Annotated in this window: 21 protein-coding genes; 14 read left to right on the forward strand and 7 right to left on the reverse strand. The window is 64.5% G+C overall.

From position 1 onward, the window contains the following. Positions 1–20: 20 nt before the first annotated feature. The 5 genes from ACEN9P_RS14885 to ACEN9P_RS14905 form a co-directional block, all read right to left on the reverse strand. Positions 21–1,874 (reverse strand): AMP-dependent synthetase/ligase, encoded by a 1,854-nt coding sequence (locus tag ACEN9P_RS14885; protein WP_495619689.1) that lies wholly within the window; start codon positions 1,872–1,874, stop codon positions 21–23. A 127-nt stretch (positions 1,875–2,001) separates the two neighbouring features. Then, on the reverse strand, positions 2,002–2,799 hold the full coding sequence (locus ACEN9P_RS14890) for an ABC transporter ATP-binding protein (RefSeq protein WP_074576124.1): 798 nt from the start codon (positions 2,797–2,799) through the stop codon (positions 2,002–2,004). Further along, entirely contained in the window at positions 2,796–3,593 is a 798-nt protein-coding gene (locus tag ACEN9P_RS14895) for an ABC transporter ATP-binding protein (RefSeq protein ID WP_495619690.1), read from the reverse strand. The genes ACEN9P_RS14890 and ACEN9P_RS14895 overlap by 4 nt, the downstream gene beginning before the upstream one ends. 82 nt (positions 3,594–3,675) lie before the next feature. After that, positions 3,676–4,752, reverse strand: coding sequence for a branched-chain amino acid ABC transporter permease (locus ACEN9P_RS14900; RefSeq protein WP_074576128.1), 1,077 nt, complete (start codon positions 4,750–4,752; stop codon positions 3,676–3,678). Positions 4,753–4,758: 6 nt separating this feature from the next. Beyond that, entirely contained in the window at positions 4,759–5,634 is an 876-nt protein-coding gene (locus ACEN9P_RS14905; RefSeq protein WP_477664747.1) for a branched-chain amino acid ABC transporter permease, read from the reverse strand. Positions 5,635–5,740: 106 nt separating this feature from the next. Between ACEN9P_RS14905 and ACEN9P_RS14910 the strand changes: the two genes are divergently transcribed. Genes ACEN9P_RS14910 through ACEN9P_RS14920 form a run of 3 tightly spaced genes read left to right on the forward strand, consistent with a single transcriptional unit; the run spans position 5,741 to position 8,291 of the window. Further along, on the forward strand, positions 5,741–7,126 hold the full coding sequence (locus ACEN9P_RS14910; protein ID WP_495619691.1) for an acyclic terpene utilization AtuA family protein: 1,386 nt from the start codon (positions 5,741–5,743) through the stop codon (positions 7,124–7,126). After that, complete coding sequence (locus tag ACEN9P_RS14915) at positions 7,123–7,497, forward strand: AtuA-related protein (RefSeq protein ID WP_477661466.1); 375 nt, start codon at positions 7,123–7,125, stop codon at positions 7,495–7,497. The genes ACEN9P_RS14910 and ACEN9P_RS14915 overlap by 4 nt, the downstream gene beginning before the upstream one ends. After that, a complete protein-coding gene (locus ACEN9P_RS14920) occupies positions 7,494–8,291 on the forward strand; it encodes a crotonase/enoyl-CoA hydratase family protein (RefSeq protein WP_495619692.1) in 798 nt (265 codons plus the stop codon). Before ACEN9P_RS14915 ends, ACEN9P_RS14920 begins: the two co-directional genes overlap by 4 nt. A 3-nt stretch (positions 8,292–8,294) precedes the next feature. Here ACEN9P_RS14920 and ACEN9P_RS14925 read toward each other — a convergent pair whose 3' ends face one another. Next, positions 8,295–8,732, reverse strand: coding sequence for an acyl-CoA thioesterase (locus ACEN9P_RS14925; RefSeq protein WP_495619693.1), 438 nt, complete (start codon positions 8,730–8,732; stop codon positions 8,295–8,297). 54 nt (positions 8,733–8,786) lie between these two features. Between ACEN9P_RS14925 and ACEN9P_RS14930 the strand changes: the two genes are divergently transcribed. The 11 genes from ACEN9P_RS14930 to lepB all read left to right on the forward strand — a co-directional run bounded on the left by ACEN9P_RS14930 (position 8,787) and on the right by lepB (position 20,585). Then, the gene (locus tag ACEN9P_RS14930) at positions 8,787–10,634 is read left to right on the forward strand and encodes an ABCB family ABC transporter ATP-binding protein/permease (RefSeq protein ID WP_495619694.1); all 1,848 of its coding nucleotides are present in this window, start codon (positions 8,787–8,789) and stop codon (positions 10,632–10,634) included. Positions 10,635–10,912: 278 nt separating this feature from the next. After that, a complete protein-coding gene (locus ACEN9P_RS14935; protein ID WP_477661462.1) occupies positions 10,913–11,875 on the forward strand; it encodes a LysR substrate-binding domain-containing protein in 963 nt (320 codons plus the stop codon). Positions 11,876–12,102: 227 nt separating this feature from the next. Further along, the gene (locus ACEN9P_RS14940) at positions 12,103–13,464 is read left to right on the forward strand and encodes an aspartate ammonia-lyase (protein ID WP_495622184.1); all 1,362 of its coding nucleotides are present in this window, start codon (positions 12,103–12,105) and stop codon (positions 13,462–13,464) included. A gap of 226 nt (positions 13,465–13,690) precedes the next feature. Beyond that, entirely contained in the window at positions 13,691–14,581 is an 891-nt protein-coding gene (locus ACEN9P_RS14945) for a transporter substrate-binding domain-containing protein (protein ID WP_413330902.1), read from the forward strand. Between the two features lie 107 nt (positions 14,582–14,688). Beyond that, on the forward strand, positions 14,689–15,411 hold the full coding sequence (locus ACEN9P_RS14950; protein WP_477661460.1) for an amino acid ABC transporter permease: 723 nt from the start codon (positions 14,689–14,691) through the stop codon (positions 15,409–15,411). A gap of 1 nt (position 15,412) precedes the next feature. Further along, positions 15,413–16,099, forward strand: coding sequence for an amino acid ABC transporter permease (locus tag ACEN9P_RS14955; protein ID WP_007864719.1), 687 nt, complete (start codon positions 15,413–15,415; stop codon positions 16,097–16,099). Between the two features lie 52 nt (positions 16,100–16,151). Beyond that, the gene (locus ACEN9P_RS14960; RefSeq protein ID WP_074576141.1) at positions 16,152–16,889 is read left to right on the forward strand and encodes an amino acid ABC transporter ATP-binding protein; all 738 of its coding nucleotides are present in this window, start codon (positions 16,152–16,154) and stop codon (positions 16,887–16,889) included. 140 nt (positions 16,890–17,029) lie between these two features. Then, positions 17,030–18,094: a dihydroorotase gene (gene pyrC / locus ACEN9P_RS14965; RefSeq protein ID WP_495619695.1), complete on the forward strand. Its 1,065-nt coding sequence runs from the start codon at positions 17,030–17,032 to the stop codon at positions 18,092–18,094. Positions 18,095–18,125: 31 nt separating this feature from the next. Further along, positions 18,126–18,872: a DUF3025 domain-containing protein gene (locus ACEN9P_RS14970; RefSeq protein ID WP_495619696.1), complete on the forward strand. Its 747-nt coding sequence runs from the start codon at positions 18,126–18,128 to the stop codon at positions 18,870–18,872. 108 nt (positions 18,873–18,980) lie between these two features. Beyond that, positions 18,981–19,856 (forward strand): protease HtpX, encoded by an 876-nt coding sequence (htpX, locus tag ACEN9P_RS14975; protein WP_074576146.1) that lies wholly within the window; start codon positions 18,981–18,983, stop codon positions 19,854–19,856. Between the two features lie 60 nt (positions 19,857–19,916). Further along, positions 19,917–20,585: a signal peptidase I gene (lepB, locus tag ACEN9P_RS14980; RefSeq protein WP_477661457.1), complete on the forward strand. Its 669-nt coding sequence runs from the start codon at positions 19,917–19,919 to the stop codon at positions 20,583–20,585. A 7-nt stretch (positions 20,586–20,592) separates the two neighbouring features. On the opposite strand, the gene ACEN9P_RS14985 is transcribed toward lepB, so the two are convergent. After that, entirely contained in the window at positions 20,593–21,285 is a 693-nt protein-coding gene (locus ACEN9P_RS14985) for a ProQ/FINO family protein (RefSeq protein ID WP_477661456.1), read from the reverse strand. Positions 21,286–21,318: the final 33 nt, after the last annotated feature.

Below are 21,318 nucleotides of genomic sequence, written 5' to 3' on the forward strand. Positions count from 1 at the left end.
GTTTTTTATCCACTCGGTGCTCAATACATGGCCTCGATGTGCGGGGCGTATTTTTGTTCTACGAGCTTGCGCTTGAGCTTCATGGTCGGCGTGAGTTCTTCGTCCTCCGCCGTGAGCTGCGTGTCGAGCAGGAAAAATTTCTTGATCTGCTCGACCCGCGCAAACTTCTTGTTGACCCGGTCGATCTCCGACTGGATCAATTCTTGCACTTCGACCGCCCGCGTCAAGCTGGCGTAATTACTGAAGGGTATGTCCGCATCCTGGGCGAATTTCTCGACGTTTTCCTGGTCGATCATGATGATGCAGGTGAGGTAGGGCCGCTTGTCGCCTATGACCACCGCGTCGGTGACATAGGGCGAAAACTTGAGCTCGTTCTCAAGCTCGCTGGGCGTCACGTTCTTGCCGCCGGCCGTGATGATGATGTCCTTCATGCGGTCGGTGATCCTGAAATAGCCGTCCTCGTCCACCACGCCGACGTCGCCGGTGTGCAGCCAGCCCTCCGCATCCAGGGTTTCGGCGGTTTTTCCGGGCTGGTTCAGGTAGCCCATGAAGATGTTGGCGCCGCGCACCAGGATCTCGCCGGTAGCCGGGTCCAGGCGCATCTCGTTGTAGCCGGCCGCCGGGCCTATGGAGCCGGGCTTCATGCGGCTCGCCGGCACGCCGCTGGCGGCGCCGCAGGTTTCCGTCATGCCCCAGACCTCCAGCATGGGCACGCCCAGCGCCATGTACCACCTGACCAGGTCGGGTGAAATCGGCGCCGCGCCCGTCACGCAAAAGCGCGCGCGGTGTATGCCGATCAGCTTTCGCGTGTTGTTGAGCGCCAGCCAGCGCGCCAGCGTGAATTGGAGCTTGAGCCCGGCGCCGACGGTCTTGCCCGCCAGCACGGTGTCGGTGATGCGCATGCCCACGCCTATGCTCCAGGCGTAAGCGGCCTGCTGCAGCCAGCTGGCTTCCTTGAGTGCGATCATCACGCCGGAATAAAACTTTTCCCACACCCGGGGGACGGCGGTGAACACCGTGGGCGCGATCTCGCGCACGTTCTCGGGAATGGTCTCGGGGTTCTCGACGAAGTTGAGTTTGGCGCCCGCATACAGCGAAAAATACTCGCCACCCATGCGCTCGGCGATGTGGCACAGCGGCAGAAAGCACATGCGTTCGTCGTTCTCGTCCTGCGCCACCAGCGTGTTGTAGCCGCGTGCGGTAAACACCAGGCCGCGCTGGCTGTGCATGGCGCCCTTGGGCTTGCCGGTGGTGCCCGAGGTATAGACCAGGATGGCGAGGTCTTCCGGCTGGCACTCGGCGGCGCGTTCTTCCACCGCATCGGGGTGCGCGGCCAGGTAGGCGCGGCCCAGCGCGCGCAGCGCGTCCAGGCTCATCACGCCCGGGTCGTCCAGCTCGCGCAGGCCCTCCATGTCGAACACGATCACCTGGCGCAGCAGCGGCAGCTGCGGCCGCACCTCCAGCGCCTTGTCGAGCTGCTCGTCGTCTTCGACAAACAGCAGCGTGCTGCGCGAGTCCTCGCACAGGTAATGCACCTGGGAAGCCGCGTCGGTCGGGTAGATGCCGCTGCAGACGCCGCCACAGCTCAGCACGGCGAGGTCGGCCAGCACCCAGTCGACCACGGTGTTGGAGAGGATGGAGGCGCACTCGCCGCGCGCAAAGCCCAGGCTCAGCAGGCCGGCCGCGATCTCGCGCACGGCGTCGCCGGTCTGCGTCCAGCTCCAGCTGCGCCAGATGCCCAGCTTTTTCTGCCGCATCCAGGTCTTGGGGCCGCGCTGCTCCACCGCGTTCCAGAAAATCGCGGGAATCGTCTCGCCCGGCATGACGATGTCATATTCGGGCTGGATATGGCTCAAATCCCAAAGGTTGCTCATTCAAACCTCCATTGCCGCGACCCAACTGAGTGCGTGCAAGGATGCCGCGGAACCGGCTTTGCCGGGCCGCCAGCATCGTCCCCCAGTGGGGGGAGGCGGCCGAAGGCCGCTAGGGGGGGCGTCGTAATCATCGCCAGGTTTTCTTCTTTTTCCAGCGTCGTTCCCCGCGTACCCCGTCTTCCTTCATGCCGAGGTAGAACTCCTTGATGTCGTCCTTCTCGCGCAGCCGGGCGCAGGTGTCTTCCATCACGATGCGGCCGTTTTCGAGCACATAGCCGTAGTCGGAGGCGTTGAGCGCCATGTTGGCGTTCTGCTCGACCAGCAGGATGGTGGTGCCGCGCTCGCGGTTGATGCGCACCACGATCTCGAAGATCTCCTTGGTGAGCTTGGGCGACAGGCCCAGGCTGGGCTCGTCGAGCAGGATCAAATCGGGCGAGGCCATCAGCGCGCGCGAGATCGCCAGCATCTGCTGCTGGCCGCCCGAGAGCAGGCCGGCGTCCTGCAGCGCGCGCTCCCTGAGGATGGGAAAGTAGCCGTAGACCGCTTCCATGTCCAGCGCCACACCGTCGCGGTCCTTGCGGGTGTAGGCGCCCATCAGCAGGTTGTCGCGCACGCTGAGCAGGGGGAACACCTCGCGGCCCTCGGGCACATGGCTCAGGCCCTGCTGCACGATGAAAGCCGGGTCCTGCGCCGTGATGTCCTGGCCCTTGAAGTCGATGGAGCCCTTGCGCGGGTCCAAAATGCCCGAGATGGTTTTGAGGATGGTGGACTTGCCCGCACCGTTGGAGCCCAGCACGGTGGCGATCTCGCTGCGCCGCACCTGCAGGCTCACGCCGCGTATGGCCTTGATCGGGCCGTAGGCGCTCTCGACGTTGAGCAGCTTGAGGACCGGCTGGTCGCTGACGGGCGGCGGGACCGCGCTCATGCTGTTCTCCTCAGGGAAGACACTTCGTCGACCGAACCCAGGTAGGCCTCGATCACGCCGGGGTCGGTCTGCACCTCGCGCGGCGTGCCCACGGCCAGCACCTCGCCCTGGTTCATGGCCAGCACACGGTCGGAGACGCGCGAGACCAACGACATGTCGTGCTCGACCATCAGCACCGTGATGCCCAGCTCGTGCTGGATGTCCTGTATCCAGAAGGCCATGTCGCCGGTTTCCTCCAGGTTGAGGCCCGATGAGGGCTCGTCGAGCAGCAGCAGCCGCGGTTCGGTGCACAGCGCGCGTGCCAGCTCCACCACCTTGCGCACGCCGTAAGGCAGGCCCGCCACCATGGCGTCGCGGTGGTGCTGCAGGTCCAGGAAGTCGATCACCTGCTCGGCTTTTTCGCGTGCCTGCAGTTCCGCCTCGCGCGCCTTGGCGGTGAAAAAAAGGTCATGCAGCAGGCCGGTCTGGCGGTGCGTGTGCCGGCCTATCAGCAGGTTGTGCAGCACGGTGGCGTGTTCGAACAGCTCGATGTTCTGAAAGGTGCGCGCAATACCCAGCGCGGCGATCTTGTGCGGCGGCTGGGCCGTGAGCTTTTCGCCGCGGTATTCGATCTCGCCGCTGGTCGGCGTGTAGATGCGGCTGATCAGATTGAACACCGTGGTCTTGCCCGCACCGTTGGGGCCTATCAGCGTGAAGACTTCGCCTTCTTTCACGTCAAAGCTCACCTTGTTGACGGCCAGCACGCCGCCAAAGCGCACGCTGAGGTTTTGGGCGGAGAGGAGTGTCGTGCTCATAGATTGAGCGACGCTGGGCCGCCCCAAGTCGCGAGGGCCCCCTCGGGGGGCAGCGTAGTACACGAAGTGACAAGCGTGGGGGTCATTTCAGGCGGTCCGACTTCTGGAAGGATTTCTGCCGCTTGAACAAGCCCTTGCGGTAGAAAGGAAACAGCTGGAAGTAGGTGCGCACCTTGAGCCAGCGGCCGTAAAGCCCCAGCGGCTCGAACAGCACAAAAGCGATCAGCACGATGCCGTAGACGGCCGCCTGCAGGCCGGGGGCCTGGCCTATGGCGGCGGGCAGGTGGTCCTTGCTGAGGGCGATCACCTGCGGCATGGAGATCAGGAAGATGGCGCCCAGGAAGGCGCCGTGCACCGAGCCCACGCCGCCTATGACGATCATGAGCAGCAGGTCTATGGACTGCAGGATGTTGAACTGGTCGGGCGAGATGAATTGCAGCTTGTGCGCATAGAGCGCGCCGGCAATGCCGGCCAGCGCCGCCGACAGCGCGAAGGACAGGGTCTTGTAGCGCGCCAGGTGTATGCCCATGCTTTGCGCCGAGATTTCGGAATCGCGTATCGCCACAAAGGCCCGGCCCGTGGGCGAGCGCAGCAGGTTGAGGATGGCCAGCGTGGCGGCCACGGTGATCAGCAGGCAGAGGAAATAAAAGGACTCGCCGCTGGCGAGCTTCCAGCCGAACATGTCGGGCACCTTGATGTGGATGCCGGCATTGCCGCCGGTCACGCTTTCCCAGCGCGCGAACACCTCTTCAACGATAAAACCGAAGGACAGCGTGGCCATGCCCAGGTAGATGCCCTTGACGCGCAGCGCCGGCAGGCCCACAACCAGGCCCACGGCGGCCGAGAGGCCGGCGGCGCAGGCCAGTGCAATTGGAAAGGGCAGGCCCGCGTTGGTCAGCACGGCCTGGGTATAGGCGCCCACGCCCAGGAAGGCGGCATGGCCCAGCGAGAACAGGCCGGTAAAACCCGCCAGCAGCATCAGGCCCAGGCCGGCGATGGCGTAAATCATCACAAAGGTCAGCTGCGCGAGCCAGTACTCGGCAACCAGCCAGGGCGCGGCCAGCAGCGCCAGCATCAGCGCGCCATACCAGAACACATGGCCCGGGTGTTTGGCAAGCTTGATGTCCTGCGCATAGTCGGTTTTAAAAATGAAGCGCATGACGGGTCAGACTTTCTTGCGCAGCTTCTCGCCGAACAGGCCGCTGGGCTTGACCATCAGCATGATGAGCACCACCACATAGGCGGCGACGTCCTTGAAGCCGTCCGGCAGGTAAAAACCCGAGAGCGATTCGACCAGCCCTATGACCAGGCCGCCGACGATGGCGCCCGGCAGGCTGCCGAAGCCGCCGACCACCGCGGCCGGGAAGGCCTTGAGCCCGATAAAGCCCATGTTGGCGTGCACAAAGGTGATGGGCGCCAGCAGCAGGCCGGCAATCGCCGCCACGGCGGAAGCCAGGCCCCAGACCAGGCCGTTGAGCCGCTTGACGGGAATGCCCATGTAGTAAGCGGCCAGCTGGTTTTGCGAAGAGGCCTGCATGGCGATGCCCAGCTTGCTGTACTTGAAGAGCGCGAACAGCGCCAGGCACAGCACCGCGGTGCTGGCGATGATGGCGACCTGCTCGACGTTGATGACCAGCGCGCCGGCGCTCCAGATCTGGTCCTTGTACGGCACGGGCAGCACATAGGTTTCGGTGCCTATGCCGGGAATCATGGTGATCAGGCCGCGCGCCGTGTAGCCCACGCCTATGGTCAGCATGACGATGGAAAAAGCCGGCTGGCCGAGGATGGGGCGTATCACGAGGCGTTCGAGCAGCATGCCGAACAGCGCCATGCCGGCGATCGCGCTGAGCACCGCGAGCCAGAAAGGAAAACCCAGCAGGCTCATGCAGGCCAGGCCGGCGAAGGCGCCCAGCATCATCAGCTCGCCCTGCGCAAAACTGACCGTCTCGGTGGCTTTGTAGATCAGTACAAAACCCAGCGCGATCAGCCCGTAGATACAGCCTTGGGCGATTCCGCTGATGATCAGCTGCAGAAGTTGCAAATCGCGTCCCCCGTAATGAGCTTTGGTTATAGCTGTCGCCTAAAGCTCTGTCGCTAGGGGTTGTTCCGAATACGTGTCGCATTGGCGATCAAGCGTAATCCCCTACATGAGAGGAAATGTCCGGATAGGCGCAGGCCTGGGTTTCTACGGCGACGCGTGGGAACCTGTGGCCGCGAGCATAGAGCGCGGCGGCGTGCATTACATCGCGAGCGACCATCTCGCGGAACTGACGCTGGCCATCCTGCAGAAAGACCGGCAGCGCGATGCGGCGCTGGGTTATGCGCGCGACGTGGTCCCCATGCTGATGAGGCTGTGGTCCTTGATGCAGGCGCGCGACGTCAAATTCATCTGCAATGCCGGCGGCCTGAACCCGGCCGGCGCGGCGGCGGCCCTGCGCGCGGCGTTCGCGGCCAAAGGCTGGAAGGCGCGCATCGCGGTGGTCACCGGCGATGAAGTCCTGCCGCGGCTGGCGGCGCTGGCGCCGCCGCATATGTTCAATGCGCAGCCCTATGAGACGGTGCGCGAGCGCATGGTGTTTGCCAACGCCTACCTGGGCGCGCGGCCCATCGTGTCGGCGCTGCAGCAGGGCGCCGACATTGTGGTCACCGGCCGCGTGGCCGACGCGGCGCTGTTTCTCGCGCCGCTGGTGCATGAGTTCGGCTGGAAGCTTGAGGACGCCGCCACGCAGCCCGAGCTGGGCCGGCTGGCCCAGGGGCTGGCGGTCGGGCATTTGCTCGAGTGTTCGGGCCAGGGCAGCGGCGGCAACTTCGGCAGCCAGGGCGCATGGAAGTCGATTCCCGACCTGGCGCACATCGGCTACCCCATTGCCGAGGTCGGCGAGGACGGCTCGGCGCTGATCACCAAGGCCCCGGGGACGGGCGGGCGCATCAACTTCGACACCGTGCGCCAGCAGCTGCTTTATGAGGTTCACGACCCGACACGCTACATGTCGCCCGACGTGGTGCTGGACCTGTCGGCGTTGAAGCTGGAGGACCTGGGTGAGGACAGGGTGCGCATGACGGGCGCGCGCGGCCATCCGCGGCCCGCGCAGCTCAAGCTGGTGGGCGGCTTTCGCGAGGGCTACAAGGCCGAGGTGACCTGGGGTTTCAGCTGGCCCGATGCCTGGGACAAGGCACAGGCGGCCGTCGCCATGGTGAGGGCCCAGCTGGCCGACAGGCGCATGGCGCATGACGAGCTTTTCGTCGAATATCCGGGGCTCAACTCCGCCCACGGGCCGCTGGCGCCGCTGCCCGCGCCCGAGGCGCTGGCCGAGCTCAACGAAGTCTGGGTGCGCCTGGTGGTGCGCACGCCGGACAAGGCGGTGGCCGACGGTTTTGGCCGGCTGTTTCCGTGGATGGCACTGAGCGGGCCGGCTTATACCTGCGGCTTTCACGGCTTGAACAACAGCAGCGAGCTGCTCGGCATCTGGCCCGCGCTGGTCGGCCGCGAGGCGGTCGAGGCGGCGGTGCGTGTGGAGCTGCTGTCCGCATGAAAGTGCAGCTTGTCAAACTCGCGCATGCGCGCAGCGGCGACAAGGCCGACTGGGTGGATTTTGGGCTCTTTGCCTGGAATGAGGCGGGCTACCGCCTGATCGCGCGCGAAGTCACGGCCGAACGCGTGCAGGCGCATTTCGCGCCCTGGCTGCCCGGCACGGTGCAGTGCTGGGCCCTGCCCAACATCCTGGCGCTCAAACTTGTGCTTCAGGGCGCGCTGCAGGGCGGCGGGGCGCGCAACCTGCGCATGGACAACCTCGGCAAGGCCATGGCGGCGGCCTTGCTGCGCATGGAGATCGAGGTCAGCGCCGCCGAATTCGCCGAAGCCTGCGCCGCGCCGCGTGTGGGCTGGTGGCCGGAGGCGCCATGAGCATTCATCTATCAAAGGAAGGGCCCGTCACCGTGGTCACGCTGGACCGGCCCGAGGTGCGCAACGCGGTGGACGCCGAAACGGCGCGCGCGCTGCACGAAGCCTTCATCGCCTTTGACGAGGATGAAGAAGCGCGCGTGGCGGTGTTCCACGGCGCCCACGGCCATTTCTGCGCGGGCTGGGACCTGCAGGCCGGCGCGCGCCTGGCCGGGCAAACCGGTGGCGACCAGCTGTTGGGACAACTCGACTTTTCGCCTGGCGACAACAAGCCGCCGGCGCCCATGGGCCCGTCGCGGCTGCTGCTGTCCAAGCCGGTGATTGCCGCCGTCAGCGGCGCGGCCGTGGCCGGCGGCATGGAGCTGGCGCTGTGGTGCGACATGCGTGTGATGGAGGAAGACGCCTACTTCGGCATCTATTGCCGCCGCTTCGGCGTGCCGCTGATAGACGGCGGCACGGTGCGCCTGCCGCGCCTTATCGGCATGGGCCATGCGATGGATTTGATCCTGACCGGGCGCAAGGTGGAGGCGACCGAGGCTTTACGGATGGGGCTGGCCAACCGCGTGGTGCCCACGGGCAGCGCGCGCGATGCCGCGCTGGCGCTGGCGCGGCAGCTCAGCGGCTTTCCGCAGGCCACGCTGCGGGCCGACCGCCTGAGTGCTTACCGGCAGTGGGACCTGCCATTGGAGGAGGCCTTGCACCAGGAGTGGGAGCGCGGCAAGCAGCGCCTGCCGGATGCTTTTGCCGGTGCCGCCCGTTTTGCCGCGGGGCAGGGGCGGCACGGGGGGGTTGAATAAGCCTCAGTCCTTGGCGATCTTGCGGGGTTTGCCGAAGTCGTCAATTGCCACATAGGTCAGGCTGGCCTCGGTGACCTTGATGTAGCGGCCCTGGGCCCGGAAGCGCTCGGCATAGACCTCGACCTGCACCGTGATGGAAGTGGTGCCTATGCGGGTGAGGCTGGAGAAAAACGACAGGATGTCGCCCACACGCACCGGCTGCTTGAAGATGAACTGGTTGACCGCCACCGTGGCCAGCCGGCCGTCGACATGGCGTGCCGGCACGACGGAGCCGGCCAGATCGACCTGGGCCATGACCCAGCCGCCGAAGATGTCGCCGTTGGCGTTGCAGTCGGCCGGCATGGGGATGACCTTGAGCACCAGCTCCTTGTCGGTGGGCAACTGGACGTTCAGGGCGTCCTCGGCGTGAATGTCCGTATGGGAGCTTGATTCGGTAGACATAGGCACAATCTAAAAAGTCAAAAGTTATTACAACAACATTCACGATTGTCCCCTATGCGCTCCCGAGCTACCGCCGCCGATTCTTCCCTTGCCCTGCCCGTGGCCGCGACGGCCGGCGACGGCAAGGCGCCGGTGCCCCGGCGGTCCGACTGGGATACCCTCAAACGGCTGTTTCCCTACCTCTGGGACTACAAATGGCGAGTGCTGGCGGCGCTGATCTTCATGGTGGGCGCCAAGCTGGCCAACGTGGGTGTGCCGCTGCTGCTGAAAAACCTGGTCGACACCATGAGCTTCAAGCCCGGCGACGTGCAGGCCGTGCTGGTGGTACCGGTGGCGCTGCTGATGGCCTACGGCCTGCTGCGCCTGTCGACCACGCTGTTCACCGAATTGCGCGAGCTGGTGTTCGCCAAGGCCACCGAAGGCGCGGCGCGGCGGATCTCGCTGGAGGTGTTTCGCCATCTGCACGCGCTCAGCCTGCGCTTTCACCTGGAGCGGCAGACCGGCGGCATGACGCGCGACATCGAGCGCGGCACGCGCGGCGTGCATTCGCTGATTTCATACTCGCTTTACAGCATCATCCCGACGCTGATCGAGGTGACGCTGGTGCTAAGCCTGCTGGCCGTCAAGTTCGACGTCTGGTTCGCCGCCATCACCGGCATCGCGCTGGTGTTCTATATCTTCTTCACCGTCACGGTGACCGAATGGCGCACGCAGTTCCGCAAGACCATGAACGAGCTCGATTCGTCGGCCCACAGCCGCGCCATCGACTCGCTGCTCAACTACGAAACCGTCAAGTATTTCAACAACGAGGAGTTCGAGGCCGCCCGCTACGACGAAAACCTGCTGCGCTACCGGCGCGCCGCCATCAAGAGCCAGAACACCCTGAGCCTGCTCAATGCCGGACAGCAGCTGATCATCGCCATCGGGCTGGTCGCCATGCTGTGGCGCGCCACGCAAGGCGTGGTCGACGGCCGCATGACGCTGGGCGACCTGGTCATGGTCAATGCCTTCATGATCCAGCTCTACATCCCGCTGGGCTTCCTGGGTGTGATCTACCGCGAGATCAAGCAAAGCCTGACCGACCTCGACAAGATGTTCGTGCTGATGGAAAAGGAGCGCGAAATCGCCGACCTGCCGAACGCCCGGCCCATTGCCATCGAGGGTTCGCCGGCGGTGCGCTTTGAGAACGTGAACTTCGCCTACGACCCGGCGCGCCCCATCCTGCACAACGTGAGTTTTGAGATCCCGCCGGGCAAGACCGTGGCGGTGGTGGGCTCCTCGGGGGCCGGCAAGTCCACGCTGGCGCGGCTGCTTTACCGCTTCTACGACGTGCAGCAGGGCCGCATCACCATCGCCGGCCAGGACATCAAGCAGGTGACGCAGTCCAGCGTGCGCCAGGCGATCGGCATAGTTCCGCAGGACACGGTGCTGTTCAACGACACGGTGGAATACAACATCGCCTACGGCAAGCCGGGCGCCACCCACGAAGAGGTCGAGGAGGCCGCGCGCGCGGCGCGCATCCACGGCTTCATTGCCTCCACGCCGCTGGGCTACCGGACCATGGTGGGCGAGCGCGGGCTCAAGCTTTCGGGCGGCGAGAAGCAGCGCGTGGCCATTGCCCGCACCCTGCTGAAAAACCCGCCGGTGGTGATTTTTGACGAGGCTACCTCGGCGCTGGACTCGGCCAACGAGCGTGCCATCCAGACCGAGCTGCGCGCCGCCGCGCAGAACAAGACCACGCTGGTGATCGCACACCGGCTTTCCACCGTGGTCGACGCGCATGAAATCCTGGTGATGGACGGCGGGCGCATCGTCGAGCGCGGCACGCACGCGCAGCTGCTAGAAACCGAAGGCGCTTATGCACGCATGTGGGCGTTGCAGCAGAGTTCTTCCGAGGCCTGAGCGGCGCGCCGCGAGCGGGTTTGTATTTCTGAGGACATTTCGCGCCGGGTATTTGCGGCGAATGCGGCTCCATCGCCCGGCCATGGGATTCCCCGTAGGCCGAAATGCCTCACGGGCTCGCATAATCGGAGGACCCGGCGGCCGATGTTGACCGCTTGGTTTGCCTTTTGGAGCCTGCATGAGCCTTCACGCCAGTGACTTTGAACGCCCGCGCCCCGTTTTGCCGGCGCGCGCCATGACGACCCGCCCGGGCGCGTCCAACCGCGGTCGTTAGGTCTATGGAAACCAAATGGCTGGAAGATTTCGTCAGTCTGGCTGAAACCCGCAGTTTCAGCCGCTCTGCCCAACTGCGCCACGTCACCCAGCCGGCGTTTTCACGGCGCATCCAGGCGCTGGAAGCCTGGGCCGGCACCGACCTGGTGGATCGAAGCTCTTATCCCACGCGCTTGACGCCGGCCGGCGAAACCCTGTACAGCCAGTCGCTGGAAATGCTGCAGGGCCTGCAATCCACCCGCGCCATGCTGCGCGGCCACACCTCGGCCGGGCAGGACGTCATCGAGTTCGCCGTGCCGCACACGTTGGCTTTCACCTTTTTTCCGGCCTGGGTCAGCAGCCTGCGCGAGAAATTCGGCCCCATCAAGAGCCGGCTGATCGCGCTCAATGTGCACGACGCGGTGCTGCGCCTGGTCGAAGGCAGCTGCGACCTGCTGATCGCCTACCACCATGATTCCCAGCCCTTCCAGCTGGACCCGGACCGCTATGAGATGGTGTCGCTGGGCCAGGAAGTGCTGGCGCCCTTTGTGCGGGCCACCGCCTCGGGCGACCCCGAGTACAGCCTGCCGGGGCGTGCCGGCCAACCGCTGCCTTACCTGGGTTATGCGCCCGGCGCCTACCTGGGCCGCATGGTGGACATGCTGCTCAAGCAGTCCAGCACGGCCATCCACCTGGACCGCGTCTATGAGACCGACATGGCCGAGGGCCTCAAGGCCATGGCCCTGGAAGGCCACGGCATCGCGTTTTTGCCGCTCAGCGCCGTCAAAAAGGAGCTGCGGGCCAAAAAACTCGTGAGCGCCGGCGGCAACCTCGAAATGACCATGGACGTGCGCGTTTACCGCGAGCGGCCGACCTCCCGGGAATCCGCCAAAAGCCACGCCCAGGCCTTGTGGAGCTACCTGCAGGCGCAAACCAGCAGCCGGGAAAAAGCCGCATCGCGAGGGGGCGCCGGACCGGTCGCCCGATAGCATTGGATACATACACTAGTAGTAACCCTAGGTGGTTATAAGAAAAATGCATGGAAGATCGTTGAAACAGCATTGGTGTTTTGAGACCCGCAAATTTACAGTTCGTGACGTTCAAAATTTGATGGTTGCCCGTGCCCCCAGACTCCTCCCTCACCCCGCTTGCCGAGCCCGCTCCCACTCCCGCGGCGGCCACGCGCACCGAGCACGACTTCCTCGGTGAAAAGCAGATCCCCGTAAGCGCGTACTGGGGCGTGCACACGGCCCGCGCGGTCGAAAATTTCCCGATCTCCGGCACCCGCATCTCGGCCATGCCCGACCTGATACGCGCGCTGGGCTTTGTCAAGAAGGCCGCGGCGCGCACCAACCAGCAACTGGGCACGCTGGACGCCAGGCGGGCCGCCGCCATCATGAGCGCTTGTGAAAAGCTCATTGCCGGCCAGTACCACGACCAGTTCGTGGTCGACGTGATCCAGGGCGGCGCCGGCACGTCCACCAACATGAACGCCAACGAGGTCATCGCCAACCTCGCGCTCGAAAAGTTGGGTGTGGAAAAGGGCCGCTACGACGTGCTGCACCCCAACGACCACGTCAATGCCTCGCAAAGCACCAATGACGTCTACCCCACGGCGGTGCGCATCGCCCTGTGGTTTGCCATCGAGCGCCTGCTGGCCTCCATGGCCGTCCTGCGCGGCGGCTTCGAGGCCAAGGCGCATGAGTTCCGGGACGTGCTCAAAATCGGCCGCACCCAATTGCAGGATGCCGTGCCCATGACGCTGGGCCAGGAATTCCTCACCTATGCGGTGATGATCGGCGAGGACGAGGCCCGCCTGCGCGAAGCGCGCGCGCTGATCCAGGAAATCAACCTGGGCGCCACCGCCATAGGCACCGGCATCAACGCGCCGGCCGGCTACGCCGACATCGTCTGCCGCCATCTCGCCGAAGAGTGCGGCGTGCCGGTCGAAAAAGCCGCCAACCTGATCGAGGCCACGCAGGACACGGGCGCCTTCGTGCAGCTTTCCGGCGTGCTCAAGCGCGTGGCCACCAAGCTCAGCAAGATCTGCAACGACCTGCGCCTGCTCTCCAGCGGTCCGCAGGCCGGCTTCGGCGACATCCGGCTGCCGCCGCGCCAGGCGGGCTCGTCCATCATGCCCGGCAAGGTCAACCCGGTGATCCCCGAGGTCATGAACCAGGTTGCCTTTGAAGTGATAGGCAACGACATGACCGTGACCATGGCCTCCGAGGCCGGCCAGCTGCAGCTCAACGCCTTTGAGCCCATCATGGGATGGAGCCTTTTCAAGAGCATCGAACACCTGAGCCAGGCCTGCCTCACGCTGCAGACCCATTGCGTGGCCGGCATAGAGGCCAACCGCGAACTGCTGGCCAAACGCGTGCGCGAATCGGTGACCCTGGTCACGGCGCTCAACCCCATCATCGGCTACGAAAAGGCCGCGCTCATCGCCAAGACGGCCATCGCCACCGGCGCGCCGATTGCCGAGATCGCGGAGTCGCTGGGCATCATGACGCAGGCCGAGGTCGAAGCCCTGCTGGTGCCCGACAAGCTCACGCAACCCCTTCCGCTGGTCGCCTGAGAGGCTGGCACAAAGACTGCTTGTATCTGCCGTATAGTTCCGGACTTCTTGTGCGCGCACCACTTTGGAAAAACCCGGGAATCGCCGCTTCGCGCGGGTTTGCCGCCAAGCACCGCCCGCGCAGTCCGCTTTCCCCCGTGTGAGAGGCCGGGTAAACCTAGGCCAGTCCCGGGTACCATCTCTCTAGAATAGTTCGCTAACCGTTTCATTCATTACAGGAGATTCCATGAAACTCAAGCTTGTCGCTCTGTCCGTCGCCTTGCTCGCCACCGGCGCCGCATTTGCCGACACCCTTGCCAAAGTCAAGGCTTCCGGCGTTGTCACTATGGGCGTTCGCGATTCTTCGGGCGCGCTGTCCTATACCCTGGGTGACGGCAAATACACCGGCTACCACGTCGAGATCTGCCAGCGCATCCTGGCCAACCTTGAGAAGGCCGCCGAACGCAAGCTGGAAGTCAAATACCAGCCCGTGACCTCGCAGAACCGCATCCCCCTCGTGCAGAACGGCACGGTCGACATCGAGTGCGGCTCCACCACCAACAACGCGACCCGCCAGAAAGACGTGGCTTTCGTCGTGACCACCTTCGTCGAGGAAGTCCGCATCGCCGTGAAGGCCAATTCCGGCATCACCTCGGTGGCCCAACTGAGCGGCAAGACCGTGGCGACCACCACCGGCACCACCTCCGTGCAGACGCTGCGCAAGAACAAGCGCGCCACCGGCGTCGAGTTCAAGGAAATTTTCGGCAAGGACCACTCCGACAGCTTCCTGCTGCTCGAGTCGGGCCGCGCCGATGCCTTCGTGATGGACGGATCCATCCTGGCCGGCAACATCGCCACCGCCAAGAAGCCTTCGGACTTCAAGATCGTCGGTGAAGTGCTGAGCGTTGAGCCCATCGCCATCATGATCCGCAAGGACGACCCTCTGCTCAAGCGCCTGGCCGACGACACCGTCAAGGGCATGATCAAGTCGGGTGAAATGAACAAGCTGTGGACCAAGTGGTTCCTGTCGCCGATTCCTCCGAAGAACACCAAGGTCGGCCTGGCCCTGAGCGCCAGCACCAAGGCGGCTTGGGACAACCCGAACGACAAGCCCATGGAAGAATACGCACAGAAGTAATTCTGGCCAGGTAAATTGAAATAACCCCGCCGGTCGCCTTGCACTGGCGGGGTTTCCCGTTTACCGTCGCAGGGAAAACAACACAACAACCATTTGCTGGAGCCGTGATGACTTGGGATTGGCAGGTATTTTTGAATGATGACGGTAGCGGTCGAACCTACCTGCAGTGGATGTTTGATGCCTGGGGCTGGACACTGTCCGTCGCCGGCGCATCCTGGGTGATCGCCATGCTGTTTGGCGCGATCATCGGCACGCTGCGCACCTTGCCGAGCAGCCCCTGGCTTGTGCGTTTCGCCAATGCCTGGGTCGAGCTGTTCCGCAACGTTCCCCTGCTGGTCCAGATTTTCATCTGGTACTTCGTGGTTCCCAAGATTTTCCCCGCCATGAAGGAGCTGCCCAGCTTCATCCTGGTGGTGTTTGCCCTGGGCTTTTTCACTTCGGCGCGTATTGCCGAGCAGGTCAGGGCCGGCGTGCAGGCGCTGCCGCGCGGCCAGCGTTACGCCGGCATGGCCATGGGTTTCACGACCCTGCAGACCTACCGCTACGTAATCCTGCCCATGGCTTTTCGCATCATCATTCCGCCGCTCACCAGCGAGTCGATGAACCTTTTGAAGAATTCCTCCGTGGCTTTCGCGGTGTCCATCGCGGAGCTCACCATGTTCGCCATGCAGGCGCAGGAAGAGACCTCGCGCGGCATTGAAATCTACCTGGCGGTGACGGCGCTGTACGCCGTCTCGGCCTTCGCGGTCAACCGGGTCATGGCCTTTGTCGAGAAGCGGGTGCAAATCCCGGGCTTCGTCGTCGCCGGCTCAACGGGCGGAGGTCACTGACATGCTTGGACTCGACATGAGCTTCCTGAACTGGGACATGATCTCCCAGTTCGTCGTCAAGGGCTTTATTTTCAGCATTGAATTGACCGTGATCGCCACCATAGGCGGCATCATCTTCGGTACCGTGCTGGCCCTGATGCGCCTTTCCGGCAAAAAATTTCTGACCATCCCCGCGACCTTTTACGTCAACGGCATGCGCTCGATTCCGCTGGTCATGGTGATCCTGTGGTTCTTCCTGTTGGTGCCGGCGTCGTTTTACAGCCTGATTCCCGGCGGCAGCAACTACCGCGCCGAAATCTCGGCCATCATCACCTTCGTCGCTTTCGAGGCCGCTTATTTCAGCGAAATCATGCGCGCGGGCATACAGTCCATCTCGCGCGGCCAGGTCAACGCCGGGCGCGCCCTGGGCATGACATATGCGCAGAACATGAAGCTGATCATCCTGCCGCAGGCTTTCCGCAACATGGTGCCCATCCTGCTGACGCAGACCATCATCCTGTTCCAGGACACCTCGCTGGTTTACGCGATCGGCGCTTACGACCTGCTCAAGGGCTTCAGCACCGCCGGCAAGATCTACGGCCGTCCTGAAGAGGCCTACCTGCTGGCCGCCGTGATTTATTTCGTGATCTGCTTCGGGCTGTCCTATATGGTCAAGCGCCTGAACAGCAGAATCGCCATCATTCGCTGAGAGCGCGCTTCGTCAAGACACGCAAATCTCAAAGAGCACACCGGAGAAGAACATGATTGAGTTGAAAGAAGTTTCCAAATGGTACGGCGACGTGCAGGTCCTCAACAGCTGCACCACCAGCATCAAAAAGGGTGAAGTGGTTGTGGTCTGCGGGCCTTCGGGTTCGGGCAAGTCCACCCTGATCAAGACCATCAACGCGCTGGAACCCTTCCAGAAGGGCCAGATCTTCGTCGACGGCAAGGCCGTGCACGATCCCAAGACCGACCTGCCCAAGCTGCGCAGCCGCGTCGGCATGGTGTTCCAGAACTTCGAGCTGTTCCCGCACCTGAGCGTCACGGAAAACCTGACGCTGGCGCAGGTCAAGGTGCTGGGCCGCAAGGTCGACGAGGCCAAAAAACACGGCCTCAAGTACCTGGACCGCGTGGGCCTGATGGCGCACAAGGACAAATTCCCCGGCCAGCTCTCGGGCGGCCAGCAGCAGCGCGTGGCGATCGCCCGCGCGCTCAGCATGGACCCTATCGCCATGCTGTTTGACGAACCCACTTCCGCACTGGATCCCGAAATGGTCGGCGAGGTGCTGGATTGCATGATGGGCCTGGCCGTCGAAGGCATGACCATGATGGTGGTGACCCACGAAATGGGTTTTGCCCGCAAGGTCGGCAGCCGCGTGATTTTTATGGACGTGGGCGGCAAGATCCTGGAAGACTGCTCCAAGGACGAGTTCTTCAACCATCCTGAAAACCGCAAGGCGCGCACCAAGGACTTCCTCAACAAGATCCTGTCCCACTGAAAAAAAAGCACGGGGCGCGCTGAAAGATCACCGCAACTGCCAAAAAAGAAGAAAAAACCAAAAAAGCCCCGCATGCGGGGCTTTTTTCATGGCGAGTCGTACCGGCTTTGGCGGCCCCGGGCGGTGCGACAATTCAGGCCATGACCTCCGCCCGTACCCCCGTTTCCACCCTGACCCTGACCCGCCCCGACGACTGGCACCTGCATGTGCGCGACGGCGAGGCCTTGCTGACCGTGGTGCCGCACACTGCCGCGCAATTCGGCCGCGCCATCATCATGCCCAATCTGCGCCCGCCGGTGACCACCGCGGCCCAGGCCGCGGCCTACCGCGAGCGCATTCAGGCGGCCGTGCCAGCCGGTGTGAAGTTCGAGCCGCTGATGACGCTGTACCTCACCGACAACCTGCCGCCCGAGGAAATTGCCCGCGCCAGGGACGCTGGCGTGGTTGCGGCCAAGCTCTACCCGGCCGGTGCCACCACCAACAGCGACGCCGGCGTGACCGACTTGCGCAAGACCTATAAAACGCTGGAAGCCATGCAAAAAGCCGGCATGCTGCTGCTGGTGCACGGCGAGGTGACTTCATCCGACATCGACCTGTTCGACCGCGAGGCCGTGTTCATAGACACCCAGCTGATTCCGCTGCGCCGCGATTTCCCCGAACTCAAGATCGTGTTCGAGCACATCACCACCCGGGAAGCGGCGCATTATGTGCGCGATGCGGGCAAGTTCACGGGGGCGACCGTCACGGCCCACCACCTGCTCTACAACCGCAACGCGATCTTCACGGGCGGCATACGCCCCCACTACTACTGCCTGCCGGTGCTCAAGCGCGAAACCCACCGCCTGGCGCTGGTCGAGGCCGCCACCAGCGGCAACCCGCGCTTCTTCCTGGGCACCGACAGCGCGCCGCACCCGGCCCACCTGAAGGAGCACGCCACCGGTTGCGCGGGCTGCTACACCGCCCATGCCGCGATGGAGCTGTACGCCGAGGCTTTCGATGCGGCCGGCGCGCTGGACAAACTCGAGGCCTTCGCGAGTTTCAATGGCGCCGACTTCTACGGCCTGCCGCGCAATACTGGCAGCATCACCCTCAGGAAGGAAAGCTGGCATCCGCCCGAAAGCTATGCCTTCGGCGAGGCCGAACTCAAGCCCCTGCGCTCGGGCGAAAGCCTGCCCTGGAAGCTGGATGCCCCGACGCGGGCATGATGGACCGCCAAGCTGTCAGGACCTGAGCACCATGGCAAGCCCGCCGCTGCCCCCTATCGACTGGGAACGCCCCTGGCTGCAGGCCTGGCGCGAACCCGGCCAGCGCGCGGCCTGCGCGGTCACGGCGGGCGTTGCGCTGCACCAGGCGCTTAACGCGGTGCAGCCGGCGCCGGTGTGTTTCGCGCCCCAGTGCAGCCTGCCTTCCGGCGAGGCCTACGAGAGTTTTATCGCCAGGACCCGCCTGTGCCCGACGCGCGAGGGCGCCCACGATTTTTTCAACGGCCTGTGCTGGATGCGTTTTCCGGACACCAAACGCAAACTCAACCAGCTGCAAGCCGCCGAGATCGATGCCGCGGGCATAGCGCCCGTGCGCGGGCCGGTGCGCGACGCCCTCACCGTGTTTGACGAAAACGCCGCCTTCCTGTCGGCGCCACAGCCGCTGTGGGACGCGCTGCTTGCTCGCGACTGGAAAACCCTTTTCATCACCCACAGGGCGCTGTGGCAGCAGGCCAGGCTGGTGCTGTTCGGCCATGCCCTGCTGGAAAAGCTGCTCACGCCCCGCAAAGCCATCACCGCCCACGTCTACCTGGCGCAGCCGCCCATGGGCACCCTCGCCGAGCTGGACGCCTGGGTGGCGGCCGACCTCAGCGCGGCCAGGCTGGCCGCCAAGCCTTTTGCGCCTTTGCCGGTGCTGGGCGTGCCCGGCTGGTGGCCCGAGAACGAGAACTTTTCCTTTTATGATGACTCCCTTGTATTCCGGGCACCGAGGCGGTCATAAATAACAGATAAAAATCAGCGACTTAGGCGCGGGCGCCGCTTGAACCGGGCCCGCGGGCCCTCATATCCTGCGCAAGGCGGGCTTTTTTACCGACCCCACGGAGAACCCATGAAACGTATTTTCCTGTTTGTCCTGACCAATATCGCCGTTGTGGCGGTGCTGGGCATCGTCGCCAGCCTGCTGGGCGTGAACCGCTACCTCACGGCCAACGGCCTGAACCTGACGGCGCTGCTCGGCTTCGCACTGGTCATGGGCTTTGGCGGCGCCATCATCTCGCTGCTGATCAGCAAGCCGGTCGCCAAATGGAGCGCCGGCGTGCGCCTGATCAACGAGCCGCAGAACGCCGACGAGGCCTGGATCGTCGAGACCGTGCGCAAGCTGGCCGAGAAGGCCCAGATCGGCATGCCCGAAGTCGGCATTTTTGAAGGCGAGCCCAACGCTTTTGCCACCGGCGCCTTCAAGAACTCCTCGCTGGTGGCTGTCTCCACCGGCCTGCTGCAAGGCATGACCAAGGAAGAAATCGAAGCCGTGCTGGGCCACGAGATCGCCCACGTCGCCAACGGCGACATGGTCACCATGACCCTGATCCAGGGCGTGATGAACACCTTTGTGGTTTTCCTCTCGCGCGTGATCGGCTACGCCGTCGACAGCTTTTTGCGCCGCGGCAGCGACAACAATTCCGGCCCCGGCATCGGCTACTACGTCAGCACCATCGTGCTGGACATCGTGCTTGGCTTTGCCGCGGCCATCGTCGTGGCCTGGTTTTCGCGCCAGCGCGAGTTCCGCGCCGATGCCGGCGCCGCGCAGCTGATGGGCCGGCGCCAGCCCATGATGAACGCCCTGGCCCGCCTGGGCGGCATGCAGCCCGGCGAGCTGCCCAAGGCCGTGGCGGCCATGGGCATCACCGGCAGCATAGGCAAGCTGTTTGCCACGCACCCGCCGATCGAAGAGCGCATCGCGGCCTTGCAAAACAGCCAGGCTTGAATATCAAATCAAAGGGCGCCCCGCACAGGGCGCCCTTTTTTTCTTCACAGGAGTGAAAGCATGAAAAGCTGGCTCAGGCAGAACCGCAGTTTTCTGGTGTTGCTGTTGTTGTTCGGGCTGTTCCGCACCGCGATCGCGGACTGGAACCCCATTCCCTCGGGCTCGATGCGGCCCAACCTGCTCGAAGGCGACGTGGTCTTCGTCAACCGGCTGGCCTACAACGTCAAGATCCCGCTGACCGACACGGTGCTGGCGCGCACCGCCGACCCGAAGCGCGGCGACGTCGTCACCTTTTCCTCGCCGGTGGACGGTGTGCGCCTGATCAAGCGCCTGGTCGCCGTGCCGGGCGACGTCGTGGAAATGCGCGCCAAGGTGCTCATCATCAACGGCCAGGCGGCGCGCTATGAGGCGCTGGACACGGCGCTGGAGCCGGCCGGCCCGGTGGGTGTGCTGGTGGCCACGCACCTCAAAGAGACCACGGCCCAGGGCCAGCATGAAATCCAGTGGCTGGCCGGCGTGAAAGCCAAGGACGACTGGGGCCCGATCACCATTCCCCCCGACCAGTTCCTGATGCTGGGCGACAACCGCGACAACAGCGCCGACTCGCGCTACATAGGCCTGGTGCCGCGCCAGCTGCTGATAGGCCGGGCCGAACGCATCCTGGTGTCGGCCGACATTCTTGAAAAGTGGCAGCCCCGCTTCGAGCGTTTCGGCCGCTCGCTGTATTGACCGGGCCTTATTGAGGCTGGGCCGCGCCGGCCCGCCGCGTGCGCTCCACGGCCTGGGCGACGTCGGCCGGGTTCATGCCGTACATCTCGGCAAACTGCTCCACGGTTTTGCCGCTGGCCTCGAAGGCGCGCATCAGCGCTTCACGTTTCGCCGTCTGCACCGCTAATTCGGCAAAGGCCTCATCGAGCAGCGCATTGGCGGCCTCATCCTGGGTGCGGGTGCGCTCGGCGTATTCCTCGCGGCTCAGGCCCGAGGCCTCGATGGCGGCGACCAGGCGGGCGCGCACCTTGGGGCGCAAATCATCTTTGGAGCGCGCCTGGCGGCGCCGGAACACTTCCATGATGGCATGGTGCACATGTTCGGGCGCCACCGGCTCCACGGGCTCACCCTGCAGGTTGTGGCGCGGAAGGCCGGCCGCCACGCACTCGAGGTAGCGGGTGGAGCGCGCGTGCAGGCCCAGCGCGATTTTCAGCTCGTCGCGCTTGAAGGCGTCCGGGTTCTCGGCGAGCAGGTCCTGGAAGGCGCCCAGCTTGAGCGGCAGGAACTGTGCGCCGAACATTTTCGGATAGAGCTCGAACAGCTTTTCCAGCACCGGGTGGACTTCGCGCGTGCGCTGCGGCGGCGAGGCGGCGGGCCGGGAGCGCTGCTGCTGGCTGCGGGGGCGCTTGGCGCGCGGGGTGGGTGTGGTGGTGTCGGTCATGTGTGTGGGATGAAAAGGTGGAATGCCGGGTGT

Source organism: Polaromonas sp. Polasp52, from assembly GCF_059491565.1.

Coding starts and splice junctions, on each gene's coding strand:
- ACEN9P_RS14950 (WP_477661460.1), top strand. CDS start 14,689: ATGACTTGGGATTGGCAGGTATTTTTGAATGATGACGGTAGCGGTCGA.
- ACEN9P_RS14935 (WP_477661462.1), top strand. CDS start 10,913: ATGGAAACCAAATGGCTGGAAGATTTCGTCAGTCTGGCTGAAACCCGC.
- ACEN9P_RS14915 (WP_477661466.1), top strand. CDS start 7,123: ATGAAAGTGCAGCTTGTCAAACTCGCGCATGCGCGCAGCGGCGACAAG.
- pyrC (WP_495619695.1), top strand. CDS start 17,030: ATGACCTCCGCCCGTACCCCCGTTTCCACCCTGACCCTGACCCGCCCC.
- htpX (WP_074576146.1), top strand. CDS start 18,981: ATGAAACGTATTTTCCTGTTTGTCCTGACCAATATCGCCGTTGTGGCG.
- ACEN9P_RS14925 (WP_495619693.1), bottom strand. CDS start 8,732: ATGTCTACCGAATCAAGCTCCCATACGGACATTCACGCCGAGGACGCC.
- ACEN9P_RS14895 (WP_495619690.1), bottom strand. CDS start 3,593: ATGAGCACGACACTCCTCTCCGCCCAAAACCTCAGCGTGCGCTTTGGC.
- ACEN9P_RS14945 (WP_413330902.1), top strand. CDS start 13,691: ATGAAACTCAAGCTTGTCGCTCTGTCCGTCGCCTTGCTCGCCACCGGC.
- ACEN9P_RS14920 (WP_495619692.1), top strand. CDS start 7,494: ATGAGCATTCATCTATCAAAGGAAGGGCCCGTCACCGTGGTCACGCTG.
- ACEN9P_RS14885 (WP_495619689.1), bottom strand. CDS start 1,874: ATGAGCAACCTTTGGGATTTGAGCCATATCCAGCCCGAATATGACATC.
- lepB (WP_477661457.1), top strand. CDS start 19,917: ATGAAAAGCTGGCTCAGGCAGAACCGCAGTTTTCTGGTGTTGCTGTTG.
- ACEN9P_RS14910 (WP_495619691.1), top strand. CDS start 5,741: ATGAGAGGAAATGTCCGGATAGGCGCAGGCCTGGGTTTCTACGGCGAC.
- ACEN9P_RS14900 (WP_074576128.1), bottom strand. CDS start 4,752: ATGCGCTTCATTTTTAAAACCGACTATGCGCAGGACATCAAGCTTGCC.
- ACEN9P_RS14955 (WP_007864719.1), top strand. CDS start 15,413: ATGCTTGGACTCGACATGAGCTTCCTGAACTGGGACATGATCTCCCAG.
- ACEN9P_RS14890 (WP_074576124.1), bottom strand. CDS start 2,799: ATGAGCGCGGTCCCGCCGCCCGTCAGCGACCAGCCGGTCCTCAAGCTG.
- ACEN9P_RS14960 (WP_074576141.1), top strand. CDS start 16,152: ATGATTGAGTTGAAAGAAGTTTCCAAATGGTACGGCGACGTGCAGGTC.
- ACEN9P_RS14985 (WP_477661456.1), bottom strand. CDS start 21,285: ATGACCGACACCACCACACCCACCCCGCGCGCCAAGCGCCCCCGCAGC.
- ACEN9P_RS14930 (WP_495619694.1), top strand. CDS start 8,787: ATGCGCTCCCGAGCTACCGCCGCCGATTCTTCCCTTGCCCTGCCCGTG.
- ACEN9P_RS14970 (WP_495619696.1), top strand. CDS start 18,126: ATGGCAAGCCCGCCGCTGCCCCCTATCGACTGGGAACGCCCCTGGCTG.